This is a genomic window from Streptomyces sp. NPDC002176, assembly GCF_044903645.1.
Taxonomy (GTDB): domain Bacteria; phylum Actinomycetota; class Actinomycetes; order Streptomycetales; family Streptomycetaceae; genus Streptomyces.
Genome location: NZ_JBJDQW010000001.1, coordinates 521,955 through 536,868, shown reverse-complemented (window position 1 = coordinate 536,868; position 14,914 = coordinate 521,955). Strand labels below are relative to the sequence as shown.

Below are 14,914 nucleotides of genomic sequence, written 5' to 3'. Positions count from 1 at the left end.
CCTCGGCGGGGCCCCCAAACATGGACGAGGGGACCTGCGGCGCGGACCCGCGCGTGGGTGATCCTCGACTCGGGGTAGCCGTCACCACCAGCGGCCGGACCGGCCGCGCGACGAGGCACTCGCGTGCCCAGCCCAAGGAGTGGCCATGACCGAAATCCCGCCGCCCGTCACCCCGTACCTCGAACCCGCCGCCAAGGAGCTGACCGAGGCGACCGATCCGCACCCCCGGATCTACGAGGTCCCGCCGGAGCAGGGCCGGGCCATCCTCGCCGACCTGCAGAGCGACACCAGCGTGCCCCGGCCGGACGTCGACGAGGAGTGGGTCGACGTGGACGCGGGGAAGTGGGGGACGGTCCGCACCCGCATCATCCGGCCCAAGGGTGTCTCCGGCCCGCTGCCGGTGCTGATCTACATCCACGGCGCGGGCTGGGTCTTCGGCGACGACAAGACCCACGACCGGCTCTTCCGTGAACTCACCGTCGGCGCGGGCGCGGCGGGCGTCTTCCCGGTCTACGACCGGGCGCCGGAGGCGAAGTACCCCACCCAGGTGGAGCAGAACTACGCCGTGGGCCAGTGGGTCCTCGAGCACGGCGCGGAGCACGGCCTCGACACCTCGAACATCGCCGTCACCGGCGAGTCCGTCGGCGGCTGCATGTCGGCGGTGTTCGCGCTGATGAACAAGGACCGCGGCGGGATCGACCTGAAGGCCCAGTGCCTGCTGTACCCGGTGGCCGACGCGGGCTTCGACACGCCGTCCTACGAGCAGTTCGCCGAGGGCTACTACCTCACCCGTGACGGCATGAAGTGGTTCTGGGACGCCTACTCCGACCCGTCCCAGCGCTCCGAGAAGTACGCCGCCCCGCTCCAGGCGTCGCTGGAGGAGCTGAAGGGCCTGCCGCCGACGCTGGTCATCACCGACGAGGCGGACGTGCTGCGCGACGAGGGCGAGGAGTACGCCAACAAGCTCCGCGAGGCGGGCAACGACGTCACCTCGGTCCGGGTCGCGGGCATGGTCCACGACTTCCTGCTCCTGGACAGCCTGCGCGACACCCGGGCGGCCAACATCGCCCGCAAGATCGCCATCGACTTCCTCGGATCGGCGCTGCACCAGGACGACTGAGGCAGCCCCCGCGGCTATGTGTTGACGGTGCTTACATCGGTGGCTACGCTGATGTAATCACCGTCAACATGCGTTGCCAGGAGCCGCGTCATGCCCTCGTCCCAGCCCCAGCCCCAGCACGACACCGTCAAGGTCGACCTCGGCGGCCGCTCGGTCACGGTCCCCAAGGGGGGCCTGTACGACCGGTACCGGATGGAGACCGACCTCGACGAGGTCGCCCGCGACCCCCGCGTCAGCGGCGTGGATTTCTTCCGCAAGCTGCCGAAGACCAGGGTCGACTCCCCGATCGGCCCCACGCTGACCCCGAACTTCTACTACCGCGTCTCCACCGCCCGGCTCACGATGCTCGCGCCCACCCGCGCCATCCGCTCCCGGCTGCCCCGCGACCTGGCCCCGCTGGAGGTCGCGCCCGGGCTCGGCCTGGTCTCGGCGATGTTCTTCCGGTACGACGTGTGCGACATCGACTTCTACACCGAGGCCGCCGTCGGCATCGCGGTGAAGCCCGCCCGCCACGGCAAGCTCGGCTTCTTCGACCTCGTCGCCGCGCTGAAGAACGACCACCTCGACTCCTACGTGCTCTCCCTGCCGGTCAGCACGGAGATCGCCCAGGTGCGCGGCCACGACGGCTACGGCTTCCCCAAGTGGGTGACCGGCCTGGACGTCGACATCGACGCCCACCGCACCACCGCCCGGGTGGCCAACGACGCGGGCGGGACCGACCTCGCGCTCTCCGCGCCGACCCCGGCCCAGAACAGCTTCCCGAGCGGCAAGCGCGTCTCGTCGCTCACCTCGTACACCGCGATCGACGGCGCCTGGCACTCCACCCTGAGCCAGACCAACGTGCTCTCGGCCGGTACCGCGCTCCTGCCGCGCGACCTCCAGCTCACGGTCGGACAGGGGCGCATGGCCGACGATCTGCGCGCCCTCAAGCCGATGCGGACCATCCAGTTCGACGTCGTGACCGAGGGGCAGCTCGCCCTGCACATGCCGGTCCCGACCTCGGTCCGTACGCGGTAGAGAGGAGCCCCGCCATGGCCACCGCCCAAGCCACCCACGCCCCGCTGCCCGCGTCCCTGACACCGGCCCGGATCGAGCGGCTGGCGGCACGCGTCAGCGCGGCGCCCGACGCCGTACGCGTGACCACCACCGCCCCCTACACCGGCGCGCCCCTGGCCGACCTGCCGGTCTCCACGCCCGGCGACGTCGAGGACGCCTTCGCCCGCGCCAGGATCGCCCAACGGAACTGGGCCGCCACCCCGCTGCGCCGCCGCAAGCAGATCCTGCTCCGCTTCCACGACCTCGTCCTCGCCCGCCAGGACGAGGCGCTGGACCTGATGCAGGCCGAGAACGGCAAGACCCGCCGGGACGCGTTCCTCGAAGTCGTGGACATCGCCATCGTGTCCCGCTACTACGCCCGCAACGGCGCCCGCTACCTCGCGCCCAAGCGGCGCCGGGGCGCGATCCCGCTGCTCACCCACACCACCGAACTGCGGCACCCCAAGGGCGTCGTCGCGGTCGTCTCGCCCTGGAACTACCCGCTGAGCATGGCTGCCAGCGACGCGATCGCGGCGCTGATGGCGGGCAACGCCGTCGTCCAGAAGCCGGACACCCAGACCGCGCTGACCGCGCTGTGGTCGCTGGAGCTGATGCGGGAGGCCGGACTGCCCTCCGGTGTCTGGCAGATGGTGATCGGGCGGGGCAGCTCCATCGGCGGCGCGCTGATGGACAACGCCGACTACATGATGTTCACCGGCTCCACCGCCAGCGGCCGGAAGATCGCCCGGGACGCGGGGGAGCGGCTCATCGGCTCCTCCCTCGAACTCGGCGGCAAGAACGCCATGTTGGTCCTGGACGACGCCGACATCGAGAAGGCCGCCGAAGGTGCCGTCGCCGCCTGTTTCCCCTCGGCCGGGCAGCTCTGCGTCTCCATCGAGCGTCTCTACGTGGCGGAATCGGTCCACGACCAGTTCGTGGACGCCTTCGTCGCCCGTACCGAGCGGCTCGAGGTCGGCGGCGCGTACGACTTCAGCTGCGACGTCGGCAGCCTCACCACGGCCGCCCAGCTCAAGACCGTCACCGAGCACGTCGGCGACGCCGTGGCCAAGGGCGCCAAGGTCCTCGCGGGCGGCAGGGCGCGCCCCGACCTGGGACCGCTGTTCCACGAGCCGACCATCCTCGCCGGTGTCACCCCGGACATGACGCTGTACGAGCACGAGACGTTCGGGCCGGTCGTGTCCGTCTACCCCGTCCGCGACGACAGCGAGGCCATCGCGCGGGCCAACGCCACGCCGTACGGCCTCAACGCCAGCGTCTGGTCCCGCAGCGCCTCCCGGGGTCGCGCTGTGGCCGCGCGGCTGCACTCGGGCACCGTCAACGTCAACGAGGCGTTCGCCGCCGCGTGGGGCAGTGTCGACGCGCCGATGGGCGGCATGGGGGACTCCGGGCTCGGTCGGCGGCACGGCGCCGAGGGCATCCTCAAGTACACCGAGGCCCAGAACGTCGCCCACCAGCGCGTCCAGGGGTTCACCCCGCCGAGGAGCATCCCGCCCGAGACCTGGGCGGCGCTGCTGACCGGCGCGCTGAAGGTGCTGAAGGCGGTCGGCTCCCGCTGAACCGACGACAAGGCGGCGCGGCTCCGGTGGGAGCCGCGCCGCCTTGTGCTGTGCGGTCCGCGTTACGCGGCGAGCCGTTCCGTGCTCAGCCAGGTGCGGTAGCGGCGCAGCGCCTTGCGCTGCTTGCCGCGCTCGGCGAGGAGGGCGACCGCCGGGTGGGTGCCGGGCGTGGGGCGGCTGCCGCGCGCTATCCGGCGCATCTGGTGGCGGACCTGCGCCATGCTCGCGGCCGAGGCGAGCGCCTTGTCCGACCAGGTCACCGGCCGGAGCTGCCGCTCGGCCTCGCCGCCGGTGCGCCAGCGCTCGGGCAGGTCCGGGGTGACCGCGAGGGCGGTGCCCATGCCGATGACCGCCACCCCGCTGTCGAGGACGCGCTCGGCGGTCTCGCGCCGGGTGATGCCACCGGTCAGCATCAGCGGCACCGGGCTGGACCCGACCAGGTCCTTCGCCAGGTCCAGGAAGTACGCCTCACGGGCCTGGGTACGCGCGTCGGCGGCCCGGCCGGACATCGCCGGACTCTCGTAGCTGCCGCCGGACAGCTCGACCAGGTCGACCCCGAGCGGCGCGAGCATCTCGATCACCTGGCGCGCGTCGTCCGCGTCGAAGCCCCCGCGCTGGAAGTCGGCCGAGTTGAGCTTGACCGCCACCGCGAAGGAGGGCGACACGGCACCCCGTACGGCGCGGACCACGTCCAGCAGCATCCGGGCCCGGTTCTCCAGCGAGCCGCCCCACTGGTCGGTGCGCTTGTTGACCAGGGGGGAGAGGAACTGCGAGAGCAGATAGCCGTGCGCCGCGTGCACCTCCACCCCGTCGAAGCCCGCCCGCTCGGCGCGCTGGGCGGTCACCGCGTACCGGGTGACCGTCTCCTCGATCTGCCGGGCGGTCATGGCGACCGGGCGGCCGAAGCGGCCGCTGTGCTTGCCCAGGTCGACGCCGACCGCGGACGGTCCCCAAACGACGCCGGGCATGTCGGAGCCGATCTGGCGGCCGGGATGGTTGATCTGCATCCAGATCGCCCCGCCTCCCGCCTTTCCGGCCTTCGCCCACTCGGTGAACGGCTCCAGCGGCGCGGCCTCGTCGAGGACGACACCGGCCGGACCGGTCAGCGCCTCGGCGTGGACCATGACGTTGCCCGTGATCAGCAGTCCGGCACCGCCCTCGGCCCAGCGCCGGTACAGCCCGAACAACTCGGCTCCGGGCAACTGGCCGTCGGCCGCCATGTTCTCCTCCATGGCCGCCTTGGCGATCCGGTTGCGCAGTACCTGCCCGGAGCGCAGGGACAACGGCGAGAACAGTTCGCTGGTCATCCTGCTTTCCCCTCTCGATCTCCATCGCTTACAATGTGTGCAGCGTTCACATTAGGTCAGGAATGTAAGCGCCGTAAACTTCAAGGAGTGTGACCTATGCCGCAAGCGAGCAGCTCGTATCACCACGGCGATCTGCGCGCGGCCTGCCTGCGTGCCGCGCGGGAGCTGCTGGAGGAGGACGGCAGCGCCGGGCTGTCGCTGCGCGCGGTGGCGCGCCGGGCGGGCGTGTCGGCCACGGCCCCCTACCGTCACTACGCGGACCGCGACGCCCTGGTCTCCGCGGTGGCCGCCGAGGGGTACCGCGAACTCGCCGAGTCCCTGGCCGCCGCCCACCCCGACCCCCGGACCCCGGACGAACTGGCTTCGGTCGCCGTCGCGTACGTGCGGTTCGCGCTGGACCGGCCCGCGATGTTCCGGGTGATGTTCGCGGAGCCGTGCGATCCGAACAGCGAGGAGCGGGTCGCGGCGACCGCCGCCATCTCGGGTTACGTCCGCGGGATCGTGCAGGCCGCCTTCCCGGGCGCCGACCCGGACGCGTTGGCGACCACGGTGTGGGCACTCGTCCACGGCCTGGCCTTCCTGCACCTGGACGGCAAGCTCGACTCCTCGACGCCGGAGGTGGTGGACACCCAGGTCCGCGCGGCGGTGCAGGCGCTGTTCAGCGTGTCGGCGGCCGGGTAGGGGCCGAGGTCATGTTGACAGTGCACACACTCGCTGCCTAATGTGTGTGCTGTAAACATGCGGGCCCGGGTGCCCGCGGTTCGATGAACGGAGCGTCATGAAGGCAGTGTCGATCAAGGAGCCCGGCGGTCCCGAGGTCCTGGAGTGGGTGGACGTCGAGGACCCGCCGCCCGCCGCCGGTGAAGTCGTCGTCGACGTCGTCGCCAGCGCCCTCAACCGCGCGGACGTCATGCAGCGTTACGGCCTGTACCCCCTCCAGCCGGGCACCTCCCCGTACCCCGGTCTGGAGGTCTCGGGCCGGATCAGCGCCCTCGGCGAGGGCGTGACCGGCTGGCAGGTGGGCGACGAGGTCTGCGCGCTGCTCACGGGAGGCGGCTATGCGCAGAAGGTCGCCGTCCCGGAAGGGCAGTTGCTCCCCGTGCCCGAGGGCATCGGCCTGGTCGAGGCGGCCGGTCTGCCCGAAGCGGTGGCCACCGTCTGGTCCAACATCGTCATGACCGCCCACCTGAAGAAGGGTGAGACCCTCCTCGTGCACGGCGGCGCCGGCGGCGTCGGCACCTTCGCCCTCCAGATCGCCAAGGCGCTGGGGGCCCGCGTCGTCACCACGGCAGGCGGTCCCGAGAAGGCCGCCCGCGCAAAGGAGTTGGGCGCCGACGTCACGATCGACTACCGCACCGAGGACTTCACCGAACACGGCCCCTACGACGTGATCCTGGACGTCGTCGGCGGCAGCTATCTCGAGCGCAACGTGCGCTCCCTCGCCCCCGACGGACGCCTGGTGCTCATCGGCCTCCAGGACGGCCTGGAGGCCAACCTCAACCTGGCGGAGCTGGTCTTCAAGCGCCTGTCCGTGCACGGCACCACCCTGCGCACGCGGTCCAAGGAGCAGAAGGCCGAGATCATCGCCCAGGTGCGGGACGCGGTCTGGCCGATGATCGAGAGCGGCGCGGTACGCCTCGTGATCGACCAGCGCCTGCCCATGTCCGAGGCCGCCGAGGCACACCGGCTGATGGAGGCGGGCGGCCACGTCGGCAAGATCCTCCTGGTGAACGAGTAGCGCGAGGGAGCACCCCATGGACACCCACGTCGATCTCGGTGACCTGCCCGTCGACACGAGCGCCCCGGTCCTGGTCACCGGTGCCACGGGCTACGTCGCGGGCTGGATCGTGCAGGCCCTGCTCGACGCCGGGGTCACCGTGCACGCCGCCGTCCGCGATCCGGGCGACGCGAAGAAGGTCGGGCACCTGCTGGCCGCCGCCGACGCCTCGCCCGGAACACTGCGCCTGTTCGCCTCCGACCTGCTGCGCGAGGGCTCGTACACGGAGGCCATGCGCGGGTGCCGGACCGTGCTGCACACCGCCTCCCCGTTCGTCCGGTCCGTACGGGACCCCCAGCGGGACCTGGTCGACCCGGCCGTGCAGGGCACCCGGAACGTGCTCCGCACCGCGGGCGAGGTGGGCGGGGTCGAGCGGGTGGTGCTGACCAGTTCCGTCGCCGCGATGATCGGGGACGCGAAGGACATCCTCGCGCTCCCCGGCCGGACCGTGACCGAGGAGAGCTGGAACACGACCTCCTCGCTGACCCGCGAGCCCTACAGCTACTCCAAGACCCTGGCGGAGCTGGAGGCATGGCGGATCGCGCAGGAGCAGGACCGCTGGCGCCTGGTCACCGTCAATCCGGGGCTGGTCATCGGTCCCGCGCTCAACTCCGCCCCGACCAGCGAGAGTTTCAGCATCGCCCGGCAGATGGCGAGCGGCCGGATGCGCCTGGGCGCACCGCGTGTCGCGCTGACCGTCGTGGACGTGCGCGAAGTCGCCTACGCCCACCTCGCCGCCGCGTTCCGGCCCGAGGCGGAGGGACGCCACCTCCTCGTGGCGGAGTCGACCGACATCGTCGACCTCGCCCGGCGCCTGCTGCCGGTCTACGGCACGTACCCGCTGCCACGCGGCGAGCTTCCCAAGCCCGTGGCGGTCGCCCTCGCCCCGGCGGCGGGGCTCGAACGCGGTTACCTGCGGCGGAACATCGGCTACGACCTCCGTGTGGACACCATGAAGAGCCGCCGCGAGCTGGGTGTGCGGTACCGCCCGGCGCAGGCGTCGATGGAGGAGATGTTCGGGCAGGTCGTGGGGAGGGGCGCGAGCACTCGTTGACCAGATGATCCGTCGCCGAACGGCCCCCGGATTGGTGTGAGATGCGTCTTCCTCCGATCTGAGGAAGTCACCAATCCGGCCCCCCTCCCGGCCCCGGATTCCCCCCGTGAGCGAGGAACAGAGGGACCCCAGGACATCACAGGGCCCGGTGCGGACAGCGCTGGGGGCGCTGAGCGGCCTGCTGGCCGGGTTCGCCGCGCTGGCGGTGGCCGAGCTGGTGGCGGCGGGGGTACGTCCGCAGGCCAGTCCGGTGGTCGTGGTCGGCGGAGCCTCCATCGACCAGACCCCGGCGGCCGTCAAGGACTGGGCGATCCGGCACTTCGGCACCAACGACAAGCTGGTGCTCCAGCTCGGCATCCTCGTCGTCCTCGCACTGCTCGCCCTGGGCCTGGGCGCACTGGCGGTCCGCCACCGGGTCGCCGGAGCGGCCGGTGTCCTGCTGTTCGGCGCCATCGGCGCGACGGCCGCCTTCACCCGCCCGGACTACCGGGGCTTCACGGACGCGTTGCCGTCCCTGATCGGGGCCGTCGTTGGGGCGCTGCTCCTGTACTTCCTGGCCGGACGCCTCATCACTCCTGTACCGGTCCCCGACAGCGAACCCGGCACCTGGGACCGGCGTGGCTTCGTCATCGCGGCCACCTCCGCGGCCGCCGCGTCCGCCGTCGTGGGCGGGGTCGGCCGGACACTGAGCGGCAACCGGGCCGGGGACGCCGTCGCCTCCCGCAAGCAGGTCGTCCTGCCCAGCCCCGGCTCGCCCGCCAGGCCGACACCGAAGCGAGCGGCCCTGCGGGTCGACGGTGTCAGCTCGTACGTCACGCCCAACAAGAGCTTCTACCGCGTCGACACCGCCCTGGTGGTGCCCAAGGTGGACGCCACCGCCTGGCAACTCCGCGTCCACGGCAAGGGCGTGACCCGGCCGACCACCTTCACCTTCGACGACCTGCTGCGCCGACGGCTGATCGAGCGCACCATCACCCTGACCTGCGTGTCGAACGAGGTCGGCGGCCCGTACGTGGGCAACGCCCGCTGGACAGGCGTCCGCCTGGCCGACCTGCTCGCCGAATGCGGGGTCAAGGCTCCCTCGCGCGGCGGCCCGGCCGACCAGCTGGTGGCCCGCTCGGTGGACGGCATGACCATCGGCACGCCCGTCGAGGACATCATGGACGGCCGCGACGCCATGCTCGCCGTCGGCATGAACGGCGAACCGCTGCCCTTCGAGCACGGCTTCCCGGTCCGCATGCTCGTCCCCGGCCTGTACGGCTACGTCTCCGCCTGCAAGTGGATCAAGGACATCGAACTCACCACGTTCGACTCCTACGACCCCTACTGGGTCAAGCGCGGCTGGGCGAGGAAGGCGCCGATCAAGACGCAGTCCCGGATCGACACGCCCAAGCCGTTCGCCCGGCCGAAGACCGGGACCGTGATGGTGGCCGGTGTCGCGTGGGCCCAGCACCGGGGCATCGACAAGGTCGAGGTCCGGGTGGACGACGGCCCCTGGCAGCAGGCACACCTCGCCGACGAGGACACCCGTGACACCTGGCGCCAGTGGTCCTTCCCCTGGCAGGCCACCACGGGGTCCCACACCCTCACCGTGCGCGCCACCGACCGCACCGGAAGCGTGCAGACGGAGAAGCGCGCACGGACCATCCCCGACGGCGCCAGCGGCTGGCACTCCGTCGTGGTGACCGCGGAGTGAGCCCGGACCGGCTCCCCGCCCCCTGACCAACACCCCACACAACGCAGCCCGTTGCTGCCTTTCCCTCACAGGAGAAAACAATGAACGCTCGCATCCGTCGCACCGCCGGTCTTGTCTCGGCCGCCGTCATGCTGCCCCTCGCGCTCAGCGCCTGCTCCGGCAGCGACAGCGACAGCGACTCGGCGAAGTCCGACTCCAAGGCGTCGGCGTCGGCGTCCGCCCCGGCGGCCAGCGAGGGCATGAGCAGCATGGACCAGCCCTTCGGCCCGGCCTGTTCGTCGGTGCCGAAGGACGGTGCCGGTTCCTTCGACGGCATGGCCAAGGACCCGGTCGCCACGGCCGCCTCCAACAACCCGGCGCTCTCCACCCTGGTCACGGCGGTGAAGAAGGCCGGTCTGGTCGACACGCTGAACAACGCGCAGAACATCACGGTGTTCGCGCCGACCAACGACGCCTTCAACAAGATCCCGAAGGCGACCCTGGACAAGGTCCTCAGCGACAAGGCCCAGCTGACGAAGATCCTGACCTACCACGTCGTCGGCCAGAAGCTCGCGCCGAAGGACCTGGAGAAGGGCTCCTTCGACACGCTGGAGAAGTCGAAGGTCATGACCTCCGGCATGGGCGAGTCGTACACCGTCAACGGCTCCTCGAAGGTCGTCTGCGGCAACGTGAAGACCGCCAACGCCAACGTGTACATCGTCGACACCGTCCTGATGCCCAAGAGCTGACCTGGACGGACATGCTCCCGCCCAGGCTGCCGACGGCCTGGGCGGGTCCGCTTCACCGGGACCGACGGACCGACAGGGGGACCGTATGACCACGAACGACGAGAACGGCCCGACGGGCCCCCGCGCCGCGCCCTCGGCGCCCCACCCGGCCTCGCGGGACGACGTCCTGCGCCGGATCGCCGCCACGCGCCAAGTCAGGGCGCGGCGGGGCCTGTTCGGCAGGATTCCCGGAAGGCACTGACCCGGCGAGCGGTGGGACCGGCCCAGGAGCGAGGGTCGGTCCCACCGCCGCTGCCGGTGCCGCGCCCCTTGTCCTGAGCAGGCGGGTCTGGTTTCGTACCGCGCGACGAGTACATGATCACGCGGACATGAGGAGAGCGGACGGCGTGGAGCGGGGAACGGAGAGCGGCACCAGGGATTCCCTGCCCGAGGGGCTCGGCCGGGCGATTCGGGAGACGGCCGGGGCCATCGCCGCCCTCCTGGACGGCGCGACGGACCCGAGCGCCCCGGTACCTGGGCTGGACTGGACCGTAGGTGAGACCGCGGCCCATCTGGCCCTGGCCAACGGCCTGATGGCCGAACTCGCGGCCGGACAGGAACGCCCCTACGGCGACGGCACACCGCAGAGCCTCGCGGCGGCCAACGCGCGGAGCCTCACGGCGTTCCCCGAGCGCGCGGCGGAACCGCTGGCCGCGATGATCGTGGAGCAGGCCGAGGCGTTCCTCGACGCGGTGGGCCGGGCCGAGCCGGACCGGACGCCGCTGACCCCGCTCGGGCCCATGGGCAACGACGTGCTCGCCTCGTACCTGCTGACCCACATGCTGGGCCACGGCTGGGACCTCGCCCGCGGGGTGGGCCGCCCGCACATGATCGATCCGGCGCGGGTCGGACTGTGCCTGCCGTTCCTGAAGGCGGCTATGCCGCGCGTCGCCGTCGCCCCCGCCACGCTGACGGCCCGTTACACCCTGCGCGTCCGGGGCGGCGAGACGTTCGGCGTCACCTTCACCGACGGCACGGTCGAGGTGCTCCCCGGCCCGCCGGAGCGCTCCGACTGCACCATCCTGACCGAGCCGGTCACCTTCCTCCTCATCGCGCTGGGCCGCCTCGGCCCCTGGCAGGCCATGGCCCGCGGAGGCGTGCTCGCCTGGGGCCGCAAGCCCTGGCTCGCACCCCGCTTCCCCACGCTGTTCAAAGCGCCCTGATTCAGGGCGTAATCGGCGGGTAGGCGTAGCCGGGAACGACGTACGCACCGAAACGCAGGAGGCTTCCCATGAGCAAGTTCGGGGATCTGGCGAACAAGGCCAAGGACCTGGCCAAGGGCCACCCTGACCAGGCCGACAAGGGCGTGGAGAGTGCCGAACGACTGATCGACGAGCGTACGGGCAACAAGTACGACTCCCAGACCGACAAGGCCGCCGACGCCATCCGCCGCTCCTACGGCAGCGAGGGCACCGCCGGAAGCCACGGCACGACCGGGAGCGACGGCACGCCCGAACGCTGACCGGCCTGCGCACGGTACGGGAACACCGAGGGCGGGAGACGCGGCGCGCGTCTCCCGCCCTTCCCCTGTCCGCGCCCAACCGGTCCCTCAACCGGTGCGCGCGGGGCCCGGGCTCCCTCGAACCCGGCCGCTTCTCAGTCCGCGCGCCGCACCAGGTGACGGGCGTAGGCGTCGGGGGTGAAGAACAACGGCAGCTCCATGGCCATCGCGGTCCGCTCGAACAGCGCGCGCACCTCGTCCACCGGCGCGAACGGATACTCGGCGCCGAGCGCGGCCGTCTCCTCGTCCAGCAGCCGCAGCACCGTCTCCCGGTCGACCACCCGGTGCCGCAGCCACTGCCAGACCTGCACCCGGGCGATCTCTGCGGTGGCCGCGTCCTCCATGAGGCCGTACAGCGCGACCGCGCCCTGCCCGCGTAGCCAGGCGGCGAAGTAGCGCAGCGCCACCGCGATGTCGGTGCGCACCCCCTCCTCCGTGGGCGGCCCGCTGATCCGGCGCACGGACAGCAGGTCGGCCGCCGTCACCGCCACGTCGTCCCGCGTACGGTCGAGTTGGTGGGGCCGCTCGCCGAGCACCCCGTCGAAGACCTCGCGGCAGACCGGGACGAGCGCCGGATGGGCCACCCAGGAGCCGTCGAAGCCGTCCTCGGCCTCTCGCTCCTTGTCCAGGCGCACCTTGGCGAACGTGGCCTCGCGGGCCTCCGGTTCCCTGCCGGGCACCTGCGCGGCCATGCCGCCGATCGCGTGCGCGCCCCGCTGGTGGCAGGTGCGGACGAGTAGTTCGGTGTACGCCCGCATGAACGGCGCGGTCATGGTGACCTTCGCGCGGTCCGGGAGCAGGAAGTCGGTGCGGTGGCCGAAGGTCTTGATCAGGCTGAACAGGTAGTCCCAGCGGCCCGCGTTGAGCCCGGCGCTGTGTTCCCGCAGCTCGTAGAGGATCTCCTCCATCTCGAACGCGGCCGTGATCGTCTCGATGAGCACGGTGGCCCGGACGGTGCCGCGTGGGATGTCCAGCAACTCCTGGGCCCGGACGAAGATGTCGTTCCACAGCCGGGCCTCGTAGCGGTTCTCCAGCTTGGCAGGTAGAAGTACGGGCCGTGTCCGGCGTCGATCTGGCGCCGGGCGCAGTGGAAGAAGTAGAGGCCGAAGTCGACCAGCGCGGCCGGGACCGGGCGGCCGTCGAACTCCAGGTGCTCCTCGTCCAGATGCCAGCCGCGTGGCCGCACGACGATGGTGGCCGGATCGTCGCCGAGCCGATACTCCCTGCCGTCCTCGGTGGTGAAGTCGATACGGCGCTCGATGGCGTCGAGCAGGGTGAGCTGCCCGGCGATGACATTGGCCCAGGTGGGCGCGGTGGCGTCCTCGAAGTCGGCCATCCACACGCGGGCACCGGAGTTGAGGGCGTGCACCGCCATACGGCGCTCTGGCGGGCCGGTGATCTCCACCCGGCGGTCGGTCAGGCCAGGCGCGGGCGGAGCCACCCGCCAGTCGGGGTCGCCGCGGATGGCGGAGGTGACCATGGGGAAGTCGAGCGGGGCACCGGCGGCCAGCCGGAGCGCCTGCCGCTTCCGCTCCTTGAGCAACTCCCGCCGTCGGGGCTCGAATTCGGCGGCCAGTCGGCCGATGAAGTCCAGGGCGGCCGGGGTGAGGATCTCGTCGTGCCGGTCGGCCCGCGGAGCCAGTACACGGACGTGGTGGGTCAGTTCACGGGTGGACATCTCGGGTCTCCTGAGAGGGTGGGGCGGAGGCGCGGCACCCCCGCCCGGAGGTCGGCCTAGTGGAACTGCTCCTCCTCCGTGGAGCCGGAGAGTGCGGTGGTGGAGGAGGCCGGGTTCACGGCCGTGGAGACCAGGTCGAAGTAGCCCGTGCCGACCTCGCGTTGGTGCTTCACGGCGGTGAAGCCGTGCTCCTGCGCCGCGAACTCCCGCTCCTGGAGGTCGACGTACGCGGTCATGCCGTGGTCCGCGTAGCCACGAGCCAGGTCGAACATGCCGTGGTTGAGGGAGTGGAACCCGGCCAGGGTGATGAACTGGAACTTGTAGCCCATCGCGCCGAGTTCGCGCTGGAACTTGGCGATCTGGTCGTCGTCCAGGGCGGCCTTCCAGTTGAAGGAGGGCGAGCAGTTGTAGGCCAGCATCTGGTCCGGGTACTCGGCGTGGATCGCCTCGGCGAACTCGCGGGCCTGCGCCAGATCCGGGGTGCCGGTCTCCACCCAGATGAGGTCGGCGTACGGGGCGTAGGCCAGTCCGCGGGCGATCACCGGGGCCATGCCGTTGCGCACGCGGTAGAAGCCCTCCGCCGTGCGCTCGCCGGTCACGAACTCGGCGTCGCGCTCGTCGACGTCGCTGGTCAGCAGGTTGGCGGCGAGGGCGTCGGTACGGGCGACGATCACCGTCGGCACGTCCGCGATGTCGGCCGCGAGGCGGGCCGCGTTCAGGGTGCGGATGTGCTGGGAGGTGGGGACCAGCACCTTGCCGCCGAGGTGGCCGCACTTCTTCTCCGAGGCGAGCTGGTCCTCGTAGTGGATGCCCGCCGCCCCGGCCGCGATCATCGCCTTGGTCAGCTCGAACGCGTTCAGCGGGCCGCCGAACCCGGCCTCCGCGTCGGCGACGACCGGCGCCAGCCAGTCCGTTGAGTCACCGGCGCCCTCGGCGGTGGCGATCTGGTCGGCGCGCAGCAGGGCGTTGTTGATCCGACGGACCACCTGGGGAACGGAGTTGGCCGGGTACAGGCTCTGGTCCGGGTAGGTGTGCCCGGCCTGATTGGCGTCGGCGGCCACCTGCCAGCCGGACAGGTAGATCGCCTGCAGCCCCGCCTTCACCTGCTGCACGGCCTGGCCGCCGGTCAGCGCGCCGAGCGCGTGGACGTAGTCCAGCTCGTGCAGCTGACGCCACAGCCGCTCGGCGCCGCGCCGGGCCAGAGTGTGCTCCTCACGCACGCTCCCGGAGAGCCGGACCACGTCCTCGGCGCCGAAGGTGCGCTCGATGCCCTGCCACCGGGGGTCGGTGGCCCAGCGCCGCGCGAGTTCCTCAGCCGCCTGTGTCCTCGCCTCTGCCATGACTGTCACCGTCTCCTCGGGTCCGTTCCTTGCTGGCTGTGCTGTCTGTGCTGCCTGCGCTG

General features: G+C 71.6%; 13 protein-coding genes and 1 pseudogene. 11 read left to right on the top strand and 3 right to left on the bottom strand.

Annotated elements, in window-relative coordinates; all coding sequences use genetic code 11:
* Positions 1–145 precede the first annotated feature (145 nt).
* From ACI2LY_RS02365 to ACI2LY_RS02355, 3 genes are all read left to right on the top strand, one after another.
* Positions 146–1,120 carry an alpha/beta hydrolase gene (locus ACI2LY_RS02365; protein ID WP_404705449.1) on the top strand — a complete coding sequence of 325 codons (975 nt, stop codon included), beginning with the start codon at positions 146–148 and terminating at the stop codon, positions 1,118–1,120.
* A 90-nt stretch (positions 1,121–1,210) separates the two neighbouring features.
* A complete protein-coding gene (locus ACI2LY_RS02360) occupies positions 1,211–2,137 on the top strand; it encodes an acetoacetate decarboxylase family protein (protein WP_404705448.1) in 927 nt (308 codons plus the stop codon).
* 14 nt (positions 2,138–2,151) lie between these two features.
* Entirely contained in the window at positions 2,152–3,732 is a 1,581-nt protein-coding gene (locus tag ACI2LY_RS02355; protein WP_404705447.1) for a succinic semialdehyde dehydrogenase, read from the top strand.
* Between the two features lie 62 nt (positions 3,733–3,794).
* Here ACI2LY_RS02355 and ACI2LY_RS02350 read toward each other — a convergent pair whose 3' ends face one another.
* Complete coding sequence (locus ACI2LY_RS02350) at positions 3,795–5,039, bottom strand: NADH:flavin oxidoreductase/NADH oxidase family protein (RefSeq protein ID WP_404705446.1); 1,245 nt, start codon at positions 5,037–5,039, stop codon at positions 3,795–3,797.
* A gap of 96 nt (positions 5,040–5,135) precedes the next feature.
* On the opposite strand from ACI2LY_RS02350, the gene ACI2LY_RS02345 reads away from it, so the two are divergent.
* The 8 genes from ACI2LY_RS02345 to ACI2LY_RS02310 all read left to right on the top strand — a co-directional run bounded on the left by ACI2LY_RS02345 (position 5,136) and on the right by ACI2LY_RS02310 (position 11,795).
* Positions 5,136–5,720 (top strand): TetR/AcrR family transcriptional regulator, encoded by a 585-nt coding sequence (locus tag ACI2LY_RS02345; protein WP_404705445.1) that lies wholly within the window; start codon positions 5,136–5,138, stop codon positions 5,718–5,720.
* Between the two features lie 97 nt (positions 5,721–5,817).
* Complete coding sequence (locus ACI2LY_RS02340; RefSeq protein WP_404705444.1) at positions 5,818–6,777, top strand: NAD(P)H-quinone oxidoreductase; 960 nt, start codon at positions 5,818–5,820, stop codon at positions 6,775–6,777.
* Between the two features lie 16 nt (positions 6,778–6,793).
* Positions 6,794–7,870 (top strand): NAD-dependent epimerase/dehydratase family protein, encoded by a 1,077-nt coding sequence (locus ACI2LY_RS02335; RefSeq protein ID WP_404705443.1) that lies wholly within the window; start codon positions 6,794–6,796, stop codon positions 7,868–7,870.
* Positions 7,871–8,018: 148 nt separating this feature from the next.
* The gene (locus ACI2LY_RS02330; RefSeq protein ID WP_404705442.1) at positions 8,019–9,566 is read left to right on the top strand and encodes a sulfite oxidase; all 1,548 of its coding nucleotides are present in this window, start codon (positions 8,019–8,021) and stop codon (positions 9,564–9,566) included.
* A gap of 80 nt (positions 9,567–9,646) precedes the next feature.
* The gene (locus ACI2LY_RS02325; RefSeq protein WP_404705441.1) at positions 9,647–10,294 is read left to right on the top strand and encodes a fasciclin domain-containing protein; all 648 of its coding nucleotides are present in this window, start codon (positions 9,647–9,649) and stop codon (positions 10,292–10,294) included.
* A gap of 85 nt (positions 10,295–10,379) precedes the next feature.
* Complete coding sequence (locus ACI2LY_RS02320; RefSeq protein ID WP_404705440.1) at positions 10,380–10,535, top strand: hypothetical protein; 156 nt, start codon at positions 10,380–10,382, stop codon at positions 10,533–10,535.
* A gap of 145 nt (positions 10,536–10,680) precedes the next feature.
* Positions 10,681–11,496 (top strand): maleylpyruvate isomerase family mycothiol-dependent enzyme, encoded by an 816-nt coding sequence (locus ACI2LY_RS02315; protein WP_404705439.1) that lies wholly within the window; start codon positions 10,681–10,683, stop codon positions 11,494–11,496.
* 68 nt (positions 11,497–11,564) lie between these two features.
* Positions 11,565–11,795, top strand: a complete 231-nt coding sequence (locus ACI2LY_RS02310) for an antitoxin (RefSeq protein WP_393915277.1) — start codon at positions 11,565–11,567, stop codon at positions 11,793–11,795.
* A 134-nt stretch (positions 11,796–11,929) separates the two neighbouring features.
* Here ACI2LY_RS02310 and aceB read toward each other — a convergent pair.
* Positions 11,930–13,512: pseudogene (gene aceB, locus ACI2LY_RS02305) on the bottom strand (malate synthase A).
* A 56-nt stretch (positions 13,513–13,568) separates the two neighbouring features.
* Entirely contained in the window at positions 13,569–14,852 is a 1,284-nt protein-coding gene (aceA, locus tag ACI2LY_RS02300; protein WP_404705438.1) for an isocitrate lyase, read from the bottom strand.
* Between the last annotated feature and the right edge of the window lie 62 nt (positions 14,853–14,914).